Here is a 21,924-nt window from a genome sequence, read left to right on the forward strand (position 1 = left end):
GCGCAAAGATATTAATTTTTAAGGCCTTTGCCTAGTAAATTATAGGCGATGTAAATAATATTTGATACAGGTGTTAAAATGTGGCACACAAAAAAAGCGCCCCAATATTTCGGGGCGCCTAAAAAAGAAATTTAATAAATTAGTCTAGCTTATTTTTTGCTATCTAAAGCAGCTTCGATACGATCAGAAAGATCTAACAAATGATATTTGCTCAATGAATCTGATTGGCTGTTAGCTGCAGTTTTAATTCTGCCTTCTAACTGACGTAATTGACCTTTCACTACAGAAAGCACATCGCTTTGCGCAGCAGTTAAACCACTAGCAGCGCCGCCACCGCCTCTACCACCGCCACCAACAATAATATTGGTTGCTGCTGGAGCAGGAGCTGGTTTAGCAATTGCGATTAATTTTTCTACGTAAGCTTTTTGTAGGTTACGACGATACACATCAATTGTTGAATTTGAACTCAATTCGGTAAAGATCGCACCGTTCATATCAGAGAATAAATCTGAGATTTTATAAGCAGTTGCACCATCAGTTGCTTCTGCAGCTACCAATTTACTTAATGTACTATTGCCCAATAAACGGTTTAAAGTACTTCCTTGTAATTTAGAAACAACTTCTAAAGGATTTTCGTCGATGTTATCAAAAATTGGTTGGTTAATTAACCACTTAGGTGTAGTAAACAATTGTTTATTTAAGAAATCCATTGCTTCTTTTTGAGTAGCAGCTGGAGTACGCTCATAAATAGGACCTGCTTGATCTACAGTTTTGGGGTTTTCGTAAATACCACCAACGTTTTTAGCTACGTGACCCATGTAACGACCAAATTGAGTAGTCAATTGACCATACATGTTGCTTAAGTTTTCATAACCTTCACCGCTTTCTTTAGTCCAAACTGGTAGGTTGGTTAAAATCACTTTTAGGTTTTTGATACCATATTCACTTGCTTTCATTGCGTTATCACTCAAATCTTCGTTTTGCGAATGAGGATCATCAGAATTGGTTTCTGTACCGAACCATAAACGTCTGTTTTTAGCCGACTCTAAAGTCATTTTATCTAATATTTTCATATCAGATTCTACAGTTTTGCTATCTGGGAAGTATTTATAACCCCACTCAATTGCCCATTTATCGTAATCGCCAATGCGAGGATATAAACCTTTAGAAGAAATATTGTCTTCTGGTTGCGCTACGTAGTTAAAGCGAGCATAATCCATAATAGATGGTGTATGTCCGTTTTCTTCAACCCATTTTTTGTTACGTAAATTTTCTACCGGAACAGTAGAGCTAGAGCCATAGTTGTGACGTAGACCTAAAGTGTGGCCAACCTCGTGAGAAGAAACGAAACGAATCAAATCGCCCATCAACTCATCACTGAAAGTCATTTTACGTGCTCTTGGATCAACAGCAGCAGTTTGGATCATGTACCAATCGTGTACCAACTTTTGTACGTTGTGGAACCAGTTGATATGGCTTTCCATAATCTCTCCACTACGTGGATCTGAAATACTTGGACCACTTGCATTTGCAATTTCTGATGGTTTGTACACAATTGCAGAGTGACGAGCATCATCTAAGCTCCAAGTTGAATCTTGAGCCTTTGTAGGTGCTTCTTTAGCCATTACTGCATTTTTGAAACCTGCTTTTTCGAAAGCTTTAGCCCAATCATCAACTCCTGCTTTTAAATATGGCACCCATTTTTTAGGTGTTGCCGGATCGATATAGAAAATAATAGGTTTCTGAGGCTCTACCAATTCGCCACGTTTGTATTTTGCTAAATCTTGTGGTTTTGGTTCTAAACGCCATCTTTTTACCAATTCAATTTCTTTCACACCTTGTGGATTAAGGTCGAAATCGGTATAACCAACTGCGAAATAACCAACACGTGGATCAAAATAACGAGCTTTCATTGGCACTTTAGGTAAAATAACCAACGAAGCGTTTAACTCTAAAGTTGCAGAACCTGTAGCACCACCACCGCCACCGCCAGCAGGTGCACCACCACCAAATGGAGAAGCAGCAGCCGATAAGCTGTAAGTTTTAACCGATGTAATTTCTACATTGGTAGGAAAACTTCTAACACTGGTAATGTAACTACGATCTGCCAATTGGTTACCCAATCTAAAACGGGTTTTAGCACCTGAAGAGCTAAAGTAAAAAATATCATTATCGCTATTGATATAGTCGGTCATGTCAATTACACTTCCTTGTTTATCTGATGTATAAGCGGCAATGTTAAATGAAGCTGCAATAGCTTGGATATTAGAATTTTTTAACGATTGGTACATTGAAGTTGTACTATCTGGACTGTAAGTTCTGTAGCTTACCTTACGCATAAAGATGCGGTTATTTGGTCCTTTTTCGAAACGGATTACAGAACTACCAATTTGGTCGCCCGCATATCCTTGCGCTGCACGTACATCTGCACCTGATTTAGAAATACGACTTACTACCAAAATGTCTCTTCCCAAAGTGGTATCAGCAATTTCGAAGAAAAATTTATCGTCTAATTTATGGGTAGTAATCATACCTCTTTGCGTTACTGCTTTGTCAGTAATCACTTGAGCGTATGGTCTAGGTTGGGCTCTTGCCCCTCCTAAAGCAGCTCCAGGAGCTCTTCTAGTCGTATCCGCACCAGCCCCTGCGCCACCACCTGGTCTAACTTGCGCTTGCGCTATAGTAATAGCACCTGCAGCCAGTAAAATGGTTAGTAATTGTTTTTTCATGAACATTATAAGTTAATTGTGGAGTAAATATAAAGGAGTGTCTACAAAACGATGGCTCCGACAGATAACTTTGTAGTTACAAATGAAAAAAACACAAACAATTGATCACGTGGGCTGTATGATCAAAATTTTATTACCGAATAACTAAATCTTTAATGGATCATCTTGAACAACATCTCTTTGAGGAGTTCGCCATCTGTTGTATTGCCTGTACTCTCCAAACCTTTACTTTTTAGATCATATTCTCTTAATAAGCTAATAATATCAAAAGTCTTGGCATCACTAAATGTTCTTGCTGCTGTTTCATAGTCTTTAATAAAATAAGGACTTACACCCAGCTCTTTAGCTGCATCGTTTTTATTGGGTAGGTAATGGTATTTTAAAATCTTCGTAAAATAGGAATTTAGGTTGGCCATTACCATCACCATTGGGTTTGCCTTCGGATTATCTGCAAAATAATTAACAATCTGATTGCATTTTAACACATTTCTGGTAGCCAATGCCTTTTGCAGTTCAAATACGTTGTATTCTTTACTTATACCAATATTTTTCTGAATATGATCGGTTTGGATAACGGTATCCTTGCTAATATTGAGGCATAATTTTTCTACTTCATTGGCAATTTTAGAGAGATCTGTACCTAAATACTCTGCCATCAGCGCTGCCGCCTGTGGTGCAATTTTGTAACCTTTTTCTTTAATGTGCTCTTCAATCCAAGGCATTAATTTATAATCTCTTACAGGATCAGACTGAAAAACTACCCCATTATTGGCAATAGCCTTATAGATTTTTTTACGCTTGTCAAAATTGGCATATTTATAGGCCAATACCAAAATGGTACTCGGCAATGGCTTCTCAAAATAATTGAGCACCACTTCTGCATCTTTGCTACTTCCTTCTGTTTCTTTTGCCCATTTCAGGTCTTGAGCTTCTTTAACGATAATCAACTGATATTCAGACATCATCGGATATCTTTTAGCCGCATTTAAAATGGTGGCCATATCGGTATCCTTGCCATACAAAACGGTTTGGTTAAAACCTTTTTCTCCATCATTAAGCACATGGTTCTCCATGTAATCAACTACTTGATCAATGTAATAAGGTTCTTCGCCCTGCAACAAATACATGGGTTTAAACTTTCTGGCTTTTAAATCTTTTATTATCTCTACAGCGCTCATATAATTATCCAAATGTAACGGCTAAAAACTAAATATTAAAGGTTATTTTTGCACAAATGGCATTTGTACCTACAGCTTTAAATTTACCACCCCATCCTTTTAAAATTACCGAAAGGGATGGTCTCTATTTTATATTTGATGAGATCCGAAAAAAACACCTGGTATTGACACCCGAAGAATGGGTAAGGCAGCATTTCATCCAATTTCTTATCATAGAAAAGAAATTTCCAAAATCATTGATCCAGATTGAAGGTGGCCTAAACCTCAATAAGCTTCAAAAAAGAACTGATGTAGTGATTTTTAATACGCAAGGCGAAAGAATTATGGTGATAGAATGCAAAGCACCTACGGTAAAAATTACACAATCGGTATTTGATCAGGCAGCAAGGTACAATTCGGTACATCAAACCAAATGGTTGGTGGTTACCAATGGCCTAATACATGGTTATGCTAAAATAGATCATCAAGGGCAACAATTTACTTTTATTGAGGAATTGCCTCTATACAAAGAGTTGTAATCACTTACAATGGCTTAAACCCTGTAATTAAGAAAGTATATTTACCCAAATCATAACCGTTAAACTCGGCTACATGGATAAATTTTACATCGGCCCTTTTGCCCTGTTTGTAAAGCGTACCTGTTAAAGTATAGTTTTTATTGATCGGTAATTTTGCCAATTGCGCATCAGAAACTATTCCAGCAATCTGCAATTGCATATAGTTCAACAATGAACTTTTATTTCTACTGGTATCTCCATAGGCCTTAAAAATGGCCAGTTTTGTGGCTTGCTCACTAATGATGGTATCTTTAATCATCTCCAATTTCATTGGCATGTTTTTTAAGAAATCTGCCTCATTGCTCAGGTTGATCAGCTTGTGCTTGAACTTTTCTGTAACCTCTTTTTCCTTTGCTTCATCTTTTGTCCAATCAGGATTTAGCTCAATAAACTCCTTCACTTGATCTTCTAAAAAAATCCCCGCGCTTACTGCTTTAGGTTTTTCGTTTGAGCAAGAAGCAAAGGCTATAACCAGACATAAAAGTGCAAGTTTCTTCATGGTATTATCGTTTAGAGTTAATGATGAGTTTTTTAACCAATGGGTCGTAGATTTTAAAAGCAACGTTATTTGACTGTACAATATTTGGTGTTAAAACCGCATTCACTTCTTTAGGGTACGATTTCATTTTGGGCAATTCGAAAACTGCTCTAATGCATGGAATTTGAGTAATTAAGTTTCCTCCATTAAAATTCATTAAAGTACCTGCATTTTGTCCAGAAAAACCAATTAACATAAATGATTTGCCATTTAGCTTATTGATCAGAGACATTGGACTACCTAATTTAATCCCATTTTCGGTAACATAGGTTGAGCCTGGAGCATCAACAATAATGTTTTGAATGGTTTTGTAAGGCTGTTCGCTTTCTTGCCAGCTAATGGTAATTTCGCCAGCAGTACCCCTCCAAACCTTGGTTACAAACGTATGTTGAAAAACACCCTTCACAAAAACAGAGTCTTGTTTCATATTTGCTTTGCCTGCTTTACTTACAATATCTTCATAAGTATCGTCCATACTAATTTTACCTACAGCATCGCAGCTTACCAAAATTGTATTTGGGTTATCCAATAAGCCTACGGCTGTTTTTGCCACAGCAACAGTACTATCAGCAGGTTGGCTAGCACCCACCGTATCCATTTCATTTGTTAAAGAATCCTGTGCTTCGGCCTCCTTTTTTTCGTTACTGCTACAAGCAGCCAACACAACAATGGCAAGGAACAAGAATGCTTTAAAAATTTTCATCATTATCCTAATAACGCTAAACTTTCTGTAATGATGTTAATCTTCGATTCTGCATCAGCTTTTTTATTGCGTTCGTTCGCAATAATTTCTGGCTTGGCATTTTGCACAAAACGTTCATTGCTTAATTTGGCATCAACAGATTTTAAGAAACCCTGTAGGTATTCCAATTCTTTGGTTAAACGTTCTTTTTCTGCATCAAGATCAACATTTTCATTTAACACAATAAAAAATTCATCTTTACCTACCATAAAGCTGGCAGCACCAGAAATTTTATCATTAACTAGTTCTACCTCACTTATATTTGCCAATTTGAAAACAATATTGGTCCATTTCTCATAAGCCAAATCAGAGTTAGACTTAATGCTCAATGGCAGTCCATCTTTCGGAGAGATCTGACGTGTATTTCTTACATTCCTGATCTCAGAAATCAACTCTTTAATCAACTCTGCTTCTTTCAATAATTGCTCGTCTGTTGCACCAATAGTTGGATAAGAAGCTACAATACAACAATCCATTTCTGTTCTTTCGCCAAACAACTCATCGTGATAGAGTTCTTCGGTAAGGAAAGGCATAAACGGATGCAACAATTTCAAGATCTCCTCAAAATAGTGAATGGATATTTTTTTAGTCTCCGCATCAATTGGTTGTTGATAAGCAGGTTTAACCATTTCCAAATACCAAGCACAGAAATCGTCCCAAACCAATTTATAGGTAGCCATTAAAGCCTCAGATAAACGGTATTGTTTAAAGTTTGCCTCAATTTCGCTTAAAGCTTCGCTGAAACGATTCTCGAACCAAGAAATTGCTTGTTGGTTAGGGTTTTCCAAATTTCCATCAACTTCCCAACCTTTTACCAAACGGAAGGCATTCCATATTTTATTGGCAAAATTTCTGCCCTGCTCACAGTAAGATTCATCGAACATCAAGTCGTTACCTGCAGGTGATGACATTAACATACCTACCCTCACTCCATCGGCGCCATATTTTTCGATCAGTCCAATCGGGTCAGGAGAGTTCCCTAACGATTTAGACATTTTTCTACCCAATTTATCACGAACAATACCCGTTAAATACACGTTGGTAAAAGGCTTTTTACCTTTAAATTCGTGTCCCGCCATAATCATTCTAGCCACCCAAAAGAATAAGATCTCTGGAGCAGTTACCAAATCATTGGTCGGATAATAATAATTGAAGTCTTTATTGTCTGGATTTTTAAACCCATCAAAAACAGAAATTGGCCATAACCACGATGAGAACCAAGTATCTACTACATCTTCATCTTGTTTAATAAAAGGAGCCAACTGGTTTTTAAACCCAGCTTTATCTGCCTCAGCACAATTTTCTTCTAAGTGTTTCTTTTTCCAAAACTCTTCTAAGGCTTCATCTTTGGTTTTGGCAACTACCCAGTTTCCTTTAGCATCGTACCAGGCCGGAATTTGTTGTCCCCACCACAACTGACGAGAAATATTCCAATCTCTAACATTCTCCATCCAATGACGGTAGGTATTCTCAAATTTATTCGGAATCAGGTTTACCTCTCCATTCAGCACATCATCCAAAGCAGGTTGTGCCATCTCTTTCATTTTCACAAACCACTGCATTGATAATTTTGGTTCAATGGCAGCATCTGTACGTTCAGAGAAACCAACCTGCGATTTATAGTCTTCTACTTTTTCTAAATGACCAGCCTCATCCAACATTTTGGCAATTTTTTTACGGGCAATAAATCTATCTTCGCCCACCAAAATCACAGCCAGTTCATTTAAGGTTCCATCATCATTTAAAATATCGGTAACAGGCAATTTGTGTTTGATACCCAATTCATAATCATTCAAATCATGCGCTGGGGTAACTTTTAAACAGCCCGTACCAAATTCAATATCTACATATTCATCTTCAATAACCGGAATTTCGTGGTTAACCAAAGGCACAAATACTTTTTTACCTTTCAAGTGTGTAAAACGCTCATCGTTAGGGTTGATACAGATAGCCGCATCAGCCATAATCGTTTCCGGACGAGTAGTGGCAATTGTTAACGAGTTTTCAGCTGTTAATGCACCGTTATCAGTTCCTGCAATCCGATATTTGATATAATATAATTTCTGGTTTACCTCTTTACGTATCACCTCCTCATCAGAAACTGCAGTTTTACCTGCCGGATCCCAGTTAACCATTCTAATACCACGGTAAATCCAACCTTTTTTGTGCAAATGAATAAAACTATCAATTACAGCTTCAGACAAGTCATCTTCCATTGTAAAACGGGTCCTGTCCCAATCGCAACTTGCACCCAATTTCTTTAACTGATCTAAAATAATACCCCCATATTTCTCTTTCCACTCTAGGGCATATTTTAAAAATTCTTCACGAGAGATATCTTTTTTATTGATTCCCCTCTCTTTAAGCATCGCCACAACCTTTGCTTCGGTAGCAATAGAGGCATGGTCTGTTCCAGGTACCCAACAAGCATTTTTCCCTTGCATACGGGCCTTACGAATCAACACATCCTGTATGGTATTGTTTAACATGTGCCCCATGTGCAATACCCCAGTTACGTTTGGTGGTGGAATTACAATTGTATAAGGCTCACGCTCATCTGGCTCAGAGTGAAAAAACTTTTTATCAAGCCAGTAACTATACCATTTATCTTCGGTTTCTGCAGGATTGTATTTAGTAGATATGCTCATTTATATTTTGGTGTCGAATTTAGCTGGTAAAAATACGCTTTTAAGGGCAAAACTTAAAGCCTTAAAATTCGAAAAGCACAGACAGTAGCCCGATCAAGTGTTAGTCCCGCACTCCATTACAATCTTTTGCGATGGTCATATTCAACAATCAACATAAGGGCAACAAAAGTATTTCCATTGCGTTCGGGTTTAGTTTTGTTAGGTCAGTCTACCTTTTAACAAATCATCATTACAGCAATAGAAGCTACAGGTAAACAATTGTAGCGCAAATTGTTAAATAAATAAACACCCAATATAGCCAAGTGTAACTTTATGCATAAAGTTACATCTAAAAACAGAGAACCACTCTTAGTACCAATTCACTAACCAACCAAAAACCTATGCTTTCAACCCAAACTCAAAAGCACAAACTCGAAGATTTCAAGATCAGTATCAAGCTTAAATTATCTGCATTATGGGTAGCCGTAATGTTCTGTTATGTTTATGGAGATTTCTTTTCATTATTTGTTCCAGGCCGCATTAAAGGACTAATGGACGGCAACTCTGGTGTAGGTGTCACTACCCCATCATCCTTACTCTCATTTGCCATCATGATGACTATCCCCAGTCTAATGATTTTCTTTTCATTGGTGCTTAAACCTCAAATTAACCGCTGGACAAATATAATTGCAGGAGTTTTATTTACGCTGATCATGGCCCTGATTCTCACAAAATCGATGAGCGAATGGAAAATTTTTTATGCCTATCTGGCTTGCATTGAAATTATACTAACCAGTTCTGTGGTGTGGCTCGCTTTGAGATGGCCACGCGTAAAAAGTGAAGATAAAGTAGCTAACTAAAACCGATTAAAAATGTATTCTAATAAAAAAACAGCACGTATAGCTGGTCTACTTTACCTAGTTGTGGTATTAACTGGCATGTTTAGTTTAGCTTATGTTCCTTCTAAACTTATCGTATGGAACAATGCAGCACAAACCGTAAGTAACATTACAGGTTCCGAATTCCTGTTCAGGCTTGGTATGGTAAGTAGCCTTGTCTGTTATACTTTCTTTTTGTTTTTACCAATTGTGCTTTATCAATTGCTCAAATCGGTAAATAAAACCCACGCCAAGGTAATGGTTATCTTAGCCATTGTTAGTGTACCTATTTCCTTCATTAACCTCTTAAACAAATTTGCGGTGCTTTCGTTAATTAGTGGTTCTACTTTGCTCAAAGGTGCAGCCATTGCTCAAATGCAAACCCAGGTTATGTTTTATCTCGATTTATATAATTCGGGTATTTTAATTGTTCAGATCTTTTGGGGGCTTTGGTTATTTCCATTCGGTTATCTGGTATTCAAGTCTGGCTTTCTGCCAAAATTTTTAGGCGTGCTCTTAATGGCTGGCTGTTTTGGATACCTCTTAAATTTCTTAGGAAACTTTTTATTACCCAATTACGGAGCACTTGGCATTTCATCGTATGTAAGGCTGCCCGCAAGCCTTGGAGAAATTGGAACCTGCTTATGGCTCTTAATTATGGGCGCTAAAGAAAAAAGCAACCACCTTGGTAATGGATAAATAGAAACTAATAATTAGGCTTCAAAAACGTCATCAAGGTTTAATACAAAACCAGGTAAAACTGAAGAAGTAACCTGTTCGCTTAATGTAAATATTTTAGAGGGTTGAAACTTACCTAGTTCATCTAGCGTATAAATTAAAATGGTTTGGTCGCTTTGGCTCACTACCCAATATTCTTTTACACCAAACTCTTGGTAAATTTTGTATTTATGGAGCAGTTCTGTTTTGTTGTTACCCGGTGATAAAACTTCAACCACCAGATCTGGTGCGCCAATGCACCCACGGGCATCTAGTTTGGTTAAATCACAAACCACACAGATATCTGGTTGTAAAACAGTGTACACATCTTTATCAGCTTTGCTCTCTTTCGGAAAACGGACATCAAAGGGTGCACCATAAATTTTGCAGGGTTTATTTTTTAAAAAATTACCTATTGCCATGAAAATTGTTCCAAAAACTTCTTGGTGAACCCTTGACGGTGCAGGGCTCATTTCAAAAATTTTCCCTTTAATTAACTCTACTCTTTCGTCAAAAAGCCAGTTTAAATAATGGGCATAACTATAAGTTCTGGTTTGGTCTATATCATTGAGGTGATAGACTTTCTCATCAGTTAAATCTTTGTATGGAGTTTCCGTTGCCATAAGCCTAATATACTCATTTCTAGCCGGATATTAAAATTTCATCCTTTGAATTCTAATGGCATTAAGGATGGCTAAAAATGCCACACCAACATCGGCAAAAACAGCTTCCCACATGGTGGCCAAACCACCTGCACCCAAAATTAAAACAATTGCTTTTACACCAAATGCAAGGCTAATATTTTGATAAACCACTTTTTTAGTGGCCTTACCAATTTTAATGGCTGTAACAATTTTACTTGGTTGGTCATTCTGGATTACCACATCTGCAGTTTCAATGGCCACATCGCTACCCATTGCCCCCATTGCCATACCCAGATCGCTTAAAGCCAACACAGGTGCATCATTAATTCCATCACCAACAAAGGCAACTACAGCATTTTTATCTTTTTTAATCTGCTCTAATTGAGCAACCTTATCTTCTGGCAATAAATCACCATAAGCTTGGTCAATATTTAATTCCTTAGCCAATTTTGCTGTAATTGCAGTTTTATCACCACTTAGCATTACTACCTGTGTTACACCATTGGCATGAAGTTCAGTTACCGCTTGTTTGGCATCGGCCTTAACTTCGTCAGCAATAATTACATAACCTACATATTGTTCGTCAATTGCCAAGATTACTATGGTCTCCACTTGTTCGTCAATTATTGCAGGATAAGCAATGTTGGCTTTTTTAAGGAGTTTGGCGTTACCAGCAGTTATTTTTTGTTTTTCAACTACCGCTGTTAAACCATGCCCAGCAATCTCTTTAACTTCAGTAACCTCTAAAAGTGTTTGATCACCATAGTGGTTTACAATTGCCTTAGCTATTGGGTGCGTAGATTGACTTTCTATGGCTGCCAATAAGGCCATAAATTTAGCCTCATCTATTTCACTCTGGATTTGTTTTACTTTAAAAACACCATGGGTTAATGTCCCTGTTTTATCCATCACTACCGTGTTGATTTGGGTAATCACATCTAAAAAGTTAGAACCTTTAAATAAAATGCCATTTGCCGATGCCGCTCCAATGCCACCAAAATAACCCAATGGAATAGAAATGACCAAAGCACAAGGACAAGAAATAACCAAAAACACCAAAGCTCTGTATAACCAAGTCTGAAACTGATAATCGGCCACAATAAAATAAGGCAGAATAACTAGGGCCACAGCCAAAAAGAATACAATTGGCGTATAAATTTTAGCAAATTTGCGAATAAACAATTCGGTTTTAGCCTTACGGGAAGTAGCAGATTGTACCATTTCTAAAATTCGAGATAGCGCACTGTCTGCAAACTTCTTACTTACTTTTAGGGTAACCACCCCATCTAAGTTTAACATTCCAGCCAATACAGTTTCGCCCTTTCGAATGGTTCTTGGTGTGCTTTCGCCAGTTAAAGCTGCTGTATTAAAACTGGCACTCTCACTTAACAATTCGCCGTCTAGTGGTGCCTTTTCTCCCGCCTTTAGTTGAATGGTCTCTCCAATTGCTACTGTATCTGGTTTTACGGTTTCAAATTTTTCATTTCTAAATACACTAGCTACATCAGGCCTAACATCTAATAAAGCTTTGATATTTCGTTTTGCACCAGCAACCGCTGCACCTTGAAATAACTCACCAACGGTATAAAACAACATTACAGCTACAGCCTCCGGATATTCGCCCAAAGCCAGTGCACCAATGGTAGCTAAGGCCATTAATAAAAACTCTGTAAACACTTCGCCTTTGGCAATGGTAACAGCTGCTTCTTTAATTACCGGATAAGCAACAGGAATATAAGCAAGTACATACCAGCCCATGCGCACATAGCTGGTAAAAAAATCAACTTTAAAATAATCTAAGGCAATACCTATTAATAAGAAAGCTAAGCTAAAGGCAGCTGGTAAATAGGTTTTAAATGACGATGCGTCGCCATGGTCATGATCATGTTCATCACCATTTTCGTGTTGGTGGCTATGGTTATGGCTACAGCACCCATCTTCTTGTGCTACATGCGAATGTTTTTCTTTTTCCATTGTAATTTAGAATTATTCAAAATTATGCTTTTTGCTATGAATTCTCTATGGCTACACAATAATATATGTTAAAATATGTTAATACTTATACAAAATACAAAACATGAAATCATTTAGATTATCCATATTTAGCCTTAGTATTTTTCGTAGAATAGGTTTAAACAAATTGTATTACTGGTTTAACAAGTAATATTTCTATTAACTTTCTATAGTTTAATAGGTATTTCTTAATTTCAGCTTTAAATATTTTTAAAGCATGAAATCTGCATCAATCATCCTTTAGCGAATTTCTATATCGGTCTGTGCAGGCTTTATCATCATTAAACAAATCATAACTAATGAAAGTTAACCAATTCAAAAATTATTTTGCGATTCTAGGTATCATGGCAGGAAGCTTTACTACCTATGCGCAAAACGTCCCTAAAAAATATATAGATCCTGCTAATATGGATCTAAGTGTTAAACCTGGTGATGATTTTTACCAATATGCAAGCGGAACATGGATCAAGAAAAATCCTGTGCCTGCCAAAGAAACACGTTGGGGCTCGTTTAACGAACTTCGCGAATTTAATGCGCAAGCTGTAAGAAGTTTGGTAGAAAAAGCTGCAGCTGATAAAACTGCACCTGCAGGTTCTGTAACCAGACGTGTTGGCGATTTTTATGCCGCAGCCATGGACAGCTTAACCATCGAAAAATTAGGCTATACCCCAATCAAAGCCGATTTAGAAAAAGTAAAAAAAATCAATAGTGTACAAGGTCTGTTAGACCAGATTGCTTACATGCGTACTTCAGGTGTTGGTGGTGGTATGTTTGGTTTAGGTGTTGGTCAGGACAGAAAAAATGTAACCAAGTATGTAGTTAACATTTCTCAAGGTGGTACATCTTTAAGCGATCGTGATTATTATTTAAAAGACGATCCACAAAGCCAAAGAATTAGAACAGCCTATAATGCTTACATGGTGAAGTTATTTACACTTACAGGTAGCAGTGAAGCTGAAGCAAAACAAAAAGCAACCACTGTATTTAATTTAGAAAAGGCTTTAGCAGAAGCTCAGATGAGCAGAATTGAAATGCGTGATCCTTACAAAACTTATAATAAATTAACAGTTACCGAATTTAACAAAGTTACTCCAAACATTAACTGGACAACCTTATTGCCTAAGTTTAAAATAAACGGACAGGATACCGTTTTGGTAAACTCTATCTCTTTCTTTAAAAGCCTAAATGGCATGTTAACCAGTGTACCATTGGCAGATTGGAAAACTTATTTAGAATGGAGTATTTTAAGAGGATCGGCAAATAACCTAAGTTCTCCTTTTGTAAACGCAAGTTTTGCATTTACACAAGCACAAACAGGTCAAAAAGTACAAACTCCACGTTGGCAGCGCATGTCTGCCTTAACAGATGGTACCATTGGCGAATTATTAGGCCAGCTTTATGTAGCTAAATATTTCAAACCAGATGCAAAAGTGCGTATGGATCAAATGATCGTAAACTTGCGCAAAGCTTTTGAAATTAGAATCAATGGTTTAGAGTGGATGAGTGATGCCACCAAAAAAAGAGCGTTAGAAAAATTACATGCCTTTACGCCTAAAGTAGGTTATACCACCAAATGGCAAACTTATACTGGCTTAGAAATCCATAAAGGAACTTATTTCCAAAACCTACGCAATGCAAGTGTATGGGGTTATAATGAAAATGTAAACAGATTGGGCAAACCTTTAGATCGCACTCGTTTCGGAATGACACCTCCAACTGTAAATGCATCTTATAGCCCAACTATGAATGAAATTGTTTTCCCTGCTGGGATTCTACAGTTCCCTTTCTTCGATCCAAACGCAGATGATGCTGTAAATTATGGTGGTATTGGTGCAGTAATTGGCCACGAGATGAGCCATGGTTTTGACGATACAGGAAGCCAATACGATAAAGATGGTAACCTTAAAAACTGGTGGACAGACGAAGACCGTGCTAAATTTAACGACAAAACAAAAGCATTAGGCGAACAGTTCAGTGCTTATACCGTTGTTGATACCATCCATGTATTGGGTAAATTAACCATGGGCGAAAACATTGGCGACTTAGGTGGTTTAAATGCGGCCTATACTGCATTTAAAATGACTAAACAAGGTCAGAGCAATGAGAAAATAGATGGTTTTACACCAGACCAACGTTTCTTTTTATCATGGGCACAAGTTTGGAGAGGTAACATTTTACCAGAAGCTGCTGCTCAATTGATCAAAACAGACTCGCACTCTCCTGGTCCTTACAGAACCATTGGCGCACCAGTAAACATGGATGCTTGGTACCAAGCATTTGATGTAAAACCTGGCGACAAGCTTTACAAAAAACCAGAAGACCGAATTAGGTTGTGGTAAACAGCAAATAAAAAATAGCCATCTTTAAAATTAAGATGGCTATTTTTTTGCTTAAAACGTTATATATATTTTGCCTGTAGTTTTTTAGGTAGCTTGGCTAATACCAATGCTCTAGAAGTCTCTACTCTTCTTTTCAACTCAGTTTCACTTAATACCTCTAAGTTCTCTATCCTAACCCATTGTCTTTTGGCCATGTGGTGTGCCTGTGTAATACCATCTCTAGCTGTTAACTCATCAAATTCTTCAGGTGTGCATTTTGTAGAAAAGCTATTTCCTTCGTCAATAGCGATAATGATGAAAATTTTTTCTTCAATCATAAAACAGAGATGCTCCCATTTCATCCCCTCGGTGGTTCCTGGCAAGCTTAAACAATATTCCCTAAAACGTTCAATATCCATAATTAAAAGACTGAAGCAACAAAGATAAAATACAAATACAAGTTTAATGCTTTAATTTTACACTATGAATATTCTTACGCTAACAGCCGATGGTTCGAATACCTTATTTAACGAAACCATAGGCGAACATTACCATTCGGCACATGGTGCATTACAAGAAAGCAAACATGTCTTTTTAGAGGCAGGACTAAAATTTGCCGCTAATCAAAAAGTCGAAAAGGAAATCAGCATATTAGAAGTTGGTTTCGGTACTGGCCTAAATTTCATTTTAAGTTATGCGCATTGCGAAGAAAACCATCTTAAACTTAGCTATACCGGGATTGAAGCTTTTCCACTTTCGCAGGACACCATCAACCAAACCAATTACCAGCAATATGTACCACATCATGTTTGGCAAAACTTTATCAATACATACGAAAGTGCATTGATACAGCAACAAGTTTTATCCAACTATGGTAACCTTGAAATTGCACATACTACTTTGGCCAAATTTAAAACCGATGTACTATTTGATGTTTTATACTTCGACGCTTTTTCTGTACAGCATCAGCCAGAAATGTGGACCAATGAAATGATTGCCCATGCTTGTAGTTTTATAAAAGAAGGGGGTGTATTTGTAAGCTATGCCATTACTGGCCATTTAAAAAGAGCTGTTAAAGCCTGTGGTTTTACCATCGAAAAATTACAAGGAGCGCCTGGAAAAAGAGAAATGTTAAGAGCGGTTAAGAGTTTAAAGTAAAAAGTTTTGGGAAATGGGAAATAGGAAATAAGTTACTTTATCAATGCATCAATAAAATAAGTTGAAAGTAGAAAGTTAAAAGTTTTACGCTATAAGTTGTAAGTAAGTTTTGTTCACAAATTGTGATGTTTGTTAAGTGTATTCACAAAATTGGGATACTTTGCTAAGTCTTTGTACTAACTACTTTTTACTAATGAACAATTTAATCTATTCCCAATTTACTATTCCCCATTCCCTACTTCGGACTACTGATTTTCTACCAATAAATGAACAACACCTATTCCCAATTTACTATTCCCCATTCCCTACTTTGGGCTACTGATTTTCTACCAATAAATGAACAACACCTATTCCCTATTTACTATTCCCTATTCCCTACCTAAACCAATGAACTAATTCTTATCTTTATTCAAAATATCTATCATGAAACAAATTTCACTGCCTTTTGTTGCTAAGCTTGCTTTGGTGCTCTTATCCATCATTATGTTAGGATATTTGGCCATTTTAGGCAAAAGTTTGTTATCGCCATTGCTCTTTTCTTTATTAATGGCCTTTCTATTATTGCCATTTTCGAGTTTCTTGGAGCGTCGATTTAAATTTAAAAGAAGCATTGCCGCACTTACTTCTGTAATTTTAATGATTGCCGTAATTTATGGCTTAATGTATTTTTTGGTGGGCCAACTTGGAGAGTTATGGACTGATTGGCCGTTATTGGTAAAACAGGTAACCTCTGCATTTGAAGAAATTAAACATTGGGGCAATAAAACCTTCCATACCAATTTAGATGTTCAGGGAAATCATATTTTTATGGACAATGCTGAGAAAGCCCTAGCTACCAGTGCTTCTATTATCGGTGCTACTTTACTTACCTTATCATCTAGCTTGTTGTTTTTAGCCTTTACTTTGTTATTTACATTTTTCATTTTAAACTACCGTGGCCTATTATTTAACTTTTTAACTGCTGTTTTTGCAGAAGAACACAAAACCAAGGTAAGCGATATTGTAAGAGAAATTCAACGGATTATTAAGAAATACATTACTGGCTTATTTTTACAGATGTTAATTGTTACGTTACTAATGATTACAGCCTTATCCATTTTAGGAGTAAAATATGCCATACTACTAGGCTTAATTGCCGGTATTTTCAATATCATTCCTTATTTGGGCATTTCTACAGCTTTAGTAATTAGTGCGTTAATTACTTTTGCAACAGCAGGTGCAGCAAAAGCACTATTGGTTATTCTGGTATTTGTTGGTGTGCATACCATTGATGGCAACCTACTAATGCCCTTAATAGTAGGCTCAAAAGTTAAAATCAATGCCCTATTTGCTTTCATAGGTATCATTATTGGCGAAATGATCTGGGGAATTTCTGGCATGTTTTTATGCATCCCCTATCTGGCCATGTTAAAAATAATTTTCGAGAGAGTAGATGGCCTACAAGCTTGGGGAATTTTATTAGGTGAAGAATATAAATCGCCAAGAAAACGAAGAACTTACAGAATTACCAAAAAAATTAAGCTCGAAGACGCCGAATAATGAAAGAAGAGAAAGAGAAACAAAACAGATCGCCTCATATTCTAAGTACCTCAGCAAATCTATTGGGATTTTGTTTTATCGTGTTAACATCGGTAAAAATATCAAAACTGTCCGAATCTTCATATATAGACGAAGGTGCAGCTCTGGCCATTATCATTTTCATGTCTAGTTGCATACTTTCTTTTCTTTCTATGAGAAGTAGCACAACACGAGCAACCAAAATGGAAGGCTTTGCCGATATTTTATTTCTTGCTGGCCTAATTGTTCTTTTTATTACTACCATGCTCATTACTTTTAATATCATCAAATAATAATATGCCTGCAAATATTCCACCTCCTGCTACATCAAGCCCAGACACTGCTTTTTTAAGATTGTTAACTGTATTAGATACCCTTCGTACCCAATGTCCTTGGGATAAAAAACAAACGATGGAAACGTTAAGGCACTTAACCATTGAAGAAACTTATGAATTATCTGACGCCATTTTAGAGGGCGACATGCAGGAAATCAAAAAGGAACTTGGAGACATTATGATGCATTTGGTTTTTTATGCCCGTATTGCTAGTGAAACGGAGACTTTTAACATTACCGATGTATTAAATGGCGTTTGCGACAAATTGATCAATCGACATCCACATATTTATGGAGACGTTGAAGTAAACAATGAAGAAGATGTAAAAAGAAATTGGGAACAGATCAAATTGAAAGAAGGCAACCCATCTGTTTTGGGTGGCGTTCCCGCCTCTTTACCAGCATTGGTAAAAGCCAGTCGGATACAAGAAAAAGCCAGAGGTGTAGGTTTCGATTGGGATGAAAAAGAACAAGTATGGGCCAAAGTTGAAGAAGAACTGCAAGAGTTTAAAGATGAATTCAATATTGCAGAAAATGAAAACATTGATAAAGACAAAGCCGAGGGAGAATTCGGCGACCTTCTTTTTTCATTGGTTAACTATGCTCGTTTTATCGACATCAACCCAGAAAATGCATTGGAAAAAACCAATAAAAAGTTCATCAAACGGTTCCAGTTTTTAGAAAGTAAAGCTAAAGCAAATGGAAAGGCGCTACAAGATATGACTTTGGCAGAAATGGATGTTTATTGGAATGAGGCTAAGAAATTATAAGAATCGAATAGTGTTAAATGAGAAGGGAGATGTATGATGCTTCTACACATCTTACACCTTCCCTATTAAGCGTTAATTTAGAATTAACTATATTTTTGAACGAGTGTATCAATAACAATAATTACAAAAGCAAAAACCGCAATACAGATAATTGTATAAGCAATCATATTGTCTCTTCTCCTTTTTGTGCTAATTCTTAAATTAGATTGTTCAAGTTTCATGTTTTTAATTGCATTTAAGTCTTAGGCAAAGATGTAGGCTGATCTGCCAATTATAGGTTTCATCCGTGTGGCATGACGTCCACGCCACACGGATGAAACATTTTTAACCTTAAATTAAATAGAAATAACTATACAGAAATTTAATTAACTTATTTAAAAACAGAGGAAATAGCTGTACTTAAGTCGGGTTTGATGTTGCCTGTTTTTTTCACAAAACAATCTACGCCAGAATTTAAATAAACCCTTAAATCTGGCAAAATAGCTGTAGAAACTATAATAATTTTCATTGCTGCGAAGTCTTTTTTAATAGAATAAACGAATTCTGGTGTACAATTGAAATCATTTAAGGAGATATTCAATATCAGCAAATCAAATTTATTGATGGCTAACAATGCCATCCCAGCCGATACAGTTTCTGCCTGGGCTATGAATGAATTGTCAATTAAACTTTTCACCACATGTTTCAAGATGGTGCTAAAAACCAGTTCCTTTTCTAAAATTAATACCGATTTAAGTTTATCCTCTAAAATTTCCAATTCATCTTCAATTATAACAATACATTGAAATTATAACATTTAAAAACAGTGTGATATAAATCCATGTATCATGAACACCGCCCCATACGGATGGTACAATTAAACAGACAATTGATTGCGATAGGCAGAAGGCGTACAGCCCATAATCTGTTTAAATTGCCTATTAAAGGAAACCTTCGAATTGAAACCGCTTTTTTCGGCAAGTTCTTCGAGGTTGATCATTTTTTTTGAAGATTGCAACAACTCACAAGCATGTACTATTCTAAACCCATTAATATACTGGTAAAAAGTCTGTGTAATTTTCATACTAAATACCTGTGTTAAATGGTGGTTAGGAATTCTTAAATGTGCTGCCAAACTGGTTAAAGACAACTCATGATCTAAATAAAGCTGCTCTTCCTTAATTGCATAGATCAATTTCTTTTCATAATCTTCTAACTGCAAGGCAGACAATGCTGAGCGTTCATACTTAGCCAATTCTATATCATCTGCCCCAGTTATTTTCACTTTTTTAGTTTCAGTTCTGCTGGGCTTTATTAGCTTATCTACCACATAACTGAAGATCATAAAAACGCTCAGTAACATACAAACATAAATGATCATGCGAAGCAGATAAACGGCTTGCTCATCGTGCGCAACTGTTTTTGAGAAAAATACGATGATAAAAATTAAGGCAATAAAAAGCAGCAACACCCTTGCAAATACAAACATGGCCAGCTTTTGCCTCAGCTTCTCCTTAAATACTATTCTACCTGCAAAAACAGACCAAATGGCATAAGTAACAAAAGATATGGGGCCTAAAATAAAGATATGTTTGCCAATTCTTTTCTGCATTAACAAGGTGTTTTCAAGCAAGCCAGAAACCAATAATGCAAAGAGGATGAGATATACCACAAACGGAACCAAGTGAACTACAAGTTTCCATATCTCTACCTTACGATCTCTTAACGAGAGAATGCCGAAATACAAAAATGGGCCGTAACCAAATGCGAAAGGTATCAATTGGTCTCGCCAAGGCTCAGTAGGATAAAATACTTCAATGATAAACACATAGAAACTATGCAAAAAGATATAAAGGATGCCCCACAACAAAATACGGTCAAAAGCACTTTTATCTGGAGAACGGTAAGCTAAATAGAAGGTAATTAATGCCAGTACACAAATGATCAGTAGTGTGAAAGGTATTAAAGGAAAAATCTGGAACATAAAAAAGAGAATAGGCTAAAAATTATATCATTAATTTACTCTCTTATGCACTTTGTTGATTCAGCTGCACTTGATATTCGGAAGGTGTAAAACCAGTTTTTTCTTTGAAATACCTATTGAATGAGGTTTTTGAATTGAAACCACAAGAGTAGGCCAATGATTCTATTTTAAGCCTTCCGTTATTCGTATTCAGTAATTCGAGTACATATTTGATTCTATACTCTGCTACAAAGCTATGAAAGCTCTTTTTGAAATAAACATTAAACAACTGCGATAAATAATGCTTCGGAATCTGTAGATCTTTAGACAATAACTCTAACGAAAGATTGGAGTCTAGATAAATTGTGGTATCGTTAAAACAAGAAGTAATTCGCTCTTTGTAAGTTGTAGCTAATGTTTCTGTAAGTGCAGAATGGGTATAACTTTTAATGTAATCGCCCGTTACTTTTCGTGCTGGCAATTCATCTTCAGCTAAAACATGATCTTTGCCAAATACCCAATACCAAGCAATGGCAATGGCAGAGAAAAATAAAAGTGCATAGGCAAATAACCTGTAATCTATGCCGGTATCAACATAAACTATGCCCCAAACCACATATATCATTGCCATAATGACGCTGATTAAGATGTAGATTGCTGCAATAGAAAGAATGAGCGACTCTGTTGAGGGTTTATTTTCAACATCGAAACGCCATACCATTCTAATGATATATGTACTATAGCTTAATAAAGAGATGACAATAACGATATAGGTATTCTGATAGTATTTAAAGGGATTGCTATGCCATGGATCGTTTTTATCCATATAAACATAGGCGATGACATACAAGACAGCAAACAACAGAAAGGGAAATAAATGCAAAGCATGTTTTAAACTAACCTTAATGGTTTGGCCAGTAAAAACCTTGTAAGCACAGAATAACAACGGACCAAAAAGCAACCAACTTGGGTTCCAAAGGTTAACCGCAGGAACAAAACCATTAGCAGTCCAATTGATTTTATAATAGATATTTATACAGCTTAAAATAAAGATAAGTAAGGTAATGAGATTGAACTCATTCTTTGCTCTATTCGAAGATCGAATCCAGTTAGAATAATTAAAATTGAACTTCATATTAAGGGTGATTACTACAAAACTAACACATTATATTAATTTATTCAACAATTTAATTCAGCCAATTTTTATTAAATTGTGAGCATC

General features: G+C 36.4%; 19 protein-coding genes. 8 read left to right on the forward strand and 11 right to left on the reverse strand.

What is annotated here, in order from left to right; translation table 11 throughout:
• Positions 1–149: 149 nt before the first annotated feature.
• Together AQF98_RS01555 and holA are read right to left on the reverse strand one after the other, a co-directional pair.
• Positions 150–2,729, reverse strand: a complete 2,580-nt coding sequence (locus tag AQF98_RS01555; RefSeq protein WP_055130158.1) for a zinc-dependent metalloprotease — start codon at positions 2,727–2,729, stop codon at positions 150–152.
• A gap of 152 nt (positions 2,730–2,881) precedes the next feature.
• Positions 2,882–3,907, reverse strand: a complete 1,026-nt coding sequence (gene holA, locus AQF98_RS01560) for a DNA polymerase III subunit delta (RefSeq protein WP_055130159.1) — start codon at positions 3,905–3,907, stop codon at positions 2,882–2,884.
• Positions 3,908–3,963: 56 nt separating this feature from the next.
• On the opposite strand from holA, the gene AQF98_RS01565 reads away from it, so the two are divergent.
• Positions 3,964–4,425, forward strand: coding sequence for a type I restriction enzyme HsdR N-terminal domain-containing protein (locus AQF98_RS01565; RefSeq protein ID WP_055130160.1), 462 nt, complete (start codon positions 3,964–3,966; stop codon positions 4,423–4,425).
• A 4-nt stretch (positions 4,426–4,429) separates the two neighbouring features.
• Here the strand turns inward: AQF98_RS01565 and AQF98_RS01570 are convergent, their stop codons facing one another.
• From AQF98_RS01570 to AQF98_RS01580, 3 genes are read right to left on the reverse strand one after another with little or no spacing between them, the layout of a single operon-like run.
• Complete coding sequence (locus AQF98_RS01570) at positions 4,430–4,963, reverse strand: hypothetical protein (protein WP_055130161.1); 534 nt, start codon at positions 4,961–4,963, stop codon at positions 4,430–4,432.
• A gap of 4 nt (positions 4,964–4,967) precedes the next feature.
• Positions 4,968–5,708: a hypothetical protein gene (locus AQF98_RS01575; protein ID WP_152969605.1), complete on the reverse strand. Its 741-nt coding sequence runs from the start codon at positions 5,706–5,708 to the stop codon at positions 4,968–4,970.
• On the reverse strand, positions 5,708–8,392 hold the full coding sequence (locus tag AQF98_RS01580) for a valine--tRNA ligase (RefSeq protein ID WP_055130163.1): 2,685 nt from the start codon (positions 8,390–8,392) through the stop codon (positions 5,708–5,710). Before AQF98_RS01580 ends, AQF98_RS01575 begins: the two co-directional genes overlap by 1 nt.
• Before the next feature lie 380 nt (positions 8,393–8,772).
• Here AQF98_RS01580 and AQF98_RS01585 point away from each other — a divergent pair, with 380 nt between their 5' ends.
• Positions 8,773–9,231 carry a DUF6326 family protein gene (locus tag AQF98_RS01585; protein WP_055130164.1) on the forward strand — a complete coding sequence of 153 codons (459 nt, stop codon included), beginning with the start codon at positions 8,773–8,775 and terminating at the stop codon, positions 9,229–9,231.
• A 12-nt stretch (positions 9,232–9,243) separates the two neighbouring features.
• Positions 9,244–9,948 (forward strand): DUF4386 domain-containing protein, encoded by a 705-nt coding sequence (locus AQF98_RS01590; RefSeq protein ID WP_055130165.1) that lies wholly within the window; start codon positions 9,244–9,246, stop codon positions 9,946–9,948.
• Positions 9,949–9,962: 14 nt separating this feature from the next.
• On the opposite strand, the gene AQF98_RS01595 is transcribed toward AQF98_RS01590, so the two are convergent.
• Both AQF98_RS01595 and AQF98_RS01600 read right to left on the reverse strand, forming a co-directional pair.
• Positions 9,963–10,589, reverse strand: a complete 627-nt coding sequence (locus AQF98_RS01595) for a Uma2 family endonuclease (protein ID WP_055130166.1) — start codon at positions 10,587–10,589, stop codon at positions 9,963–9,965.
• Positions 10,590–10,619: 30 nt separating this feature from the next.
• On the reverse strand, positions 10,620–12,584 hold the full coding sequence (locus tag AQF98_RS01600; protein WP_055130167.1) for a heavy metal translocating P-type ATPase: 1,965 nt from the start codon (positions 12,582–12,584) through the stop codon (positions 10,620–10,622).
• Positions 12,585–12,922: 338 nt separating this feature from the next.
• Here AQF98_RS01600 and AQF98_RS01605 point away from each other — a divergent pair, with 338 nt between their 5' ends.
• A complete protein-coding gene (locus AQF98_RS01605; protein WP_055130168.1) occupies positions 12,923–14,962 on the forward strand; it encodes a M13 family metallopeptidase in 2,040 nt (679 codons plus the stop codon).
• A gap of 59 nt (positions 14,963–15,021) precedes the next feature.
• Here the strand turns inward: AQF98_RS01605 and AQF98_RS01610 are convergent, their stop codons facing one another.
• A complete protein-coding gene (locus AQF98_RS01610; protein WP_055130169.1) occupies positions 15,022–15,360 on the reverse strand; it encodes an MmcQ/YjbR family DNA-binding protein in 339 nt (112 codons plus the stop codon).
• A 64-nt stretch (positions 15,361–15,424) separates the two neighbouring features.
• Here AQF98_RS01610 and mnmD point away from each other — a divergent pair, with 64 nt between their 5' ends.
• The 4 genes from mnmD to mazG all read left to right on the forward strand — a co-directional run bounded on the left by mnmD (position 15,425) and on the right by mazG (position 18,760).
• Positions 15,425–16,099, forward strand: a complete 675-nt coding sequence (mnmD, locus tag AQF98_RS01615) for a tRNA (5-methylaminomethyl-2-thiouridine)(34)-methyltransferase MnmD (protein WP_055130170.1) — start codon at positions 15,425–15,427, stop codon at positions 16,097–16,099.
• A 423-nt stretch (positions 16,100–16,522) separates the two neighbouring features.
• The gene (locus AQF98_RS01620) at positions 16,523–17,638 is read left to right on the forward strand and encodes an AI-2E family transporter (protein WP_055130171.1); all 1,116 of its coding nucleotides are present in this window, start codon (positions 16,523–16,525) and stop codon (positions 17,636–17,638) included.
• Complete coding sequence (locus AQF98_RS21775) at positions 17,638–17,949, forward strand: hypothetical protein (RefSeq protein ID WP_082434866.1); 312 nt, start codon at positions 17,638–17,640, stop codon at positions 17,947–17,949. The genes AQF98_RS01620 and AQF98_RS21775 overlap by 1 nt, the downstream gene beginning before the upstream one ends.
• 4 nt (positions 17,950–17,953) lie before the next feature.
• Complete coding sequence (mazG, locus tag AQF98_RS01630; protein WP_055130173.1) at positions 17,954–18,760, forward strand: nucleoside triphosphate pyrophosphohydrolase; 807 nt, start codon at positions 17,954–17,956, stop codon at positions 18,758–18,760.
• Between the two features lie 370 nt (positions 18,761–19,130).
• Here mazG and AQF98_RS01635 read toward each other — a convergent pair whose 3' ends face one another.
• The 3 genes from AQF98_RS01635 to AQF98_RS01645 form a co-directional block, all read right to left on the reverse strand.
• Complete coding sequence (locus tag AQF98_RS01635; protein WP_055130174.1) at positions 19,131–19,517, reverse strand: response regulator; 387 nt, start codon at positions 19,515–19,517, stop codon at positions 19,131–19,133.
• Positions 19,518–19,616: 99 nt separating this feature from the next.
• Complete coding sequence (locus tag AQF98_RS01640) at positions 19,617–20,723, reverse strand: AraC family transcriptional regulator (protein ID WP_055130175.1); 1,107 nt, start codon at positions 20,721–20,723, stop codon at positions 19,617–19,619.
• A 43-nt stretch (positions 20,724–20,766) separates the two neighbouring features.
• Positions 20,767–21,837 carry an AraC family transcriptional regulator gene (locus tag AQF98_RS01645; RefSeq protein WP_055130176.1) on the reverse strand — a complete coding sequence of 357 codons (1,071 nt, stop codon included), beginning with the start codon at positions 21,835–21,837 and terminating at the stop codon, positions 20,767–20,769.
• Between the last annotated feature and the right edge of the window lie 87 nt (positions 21,838–21,924).

Source organism: Pedobacter sp. Hv1 (genome assembly GCF_001412215.1).
Lineage (GTDB): Bacteria > Bacteroidota > Bacteroidia > Sphingobacteriales > Sphingobacteriaceae > Pedobacter.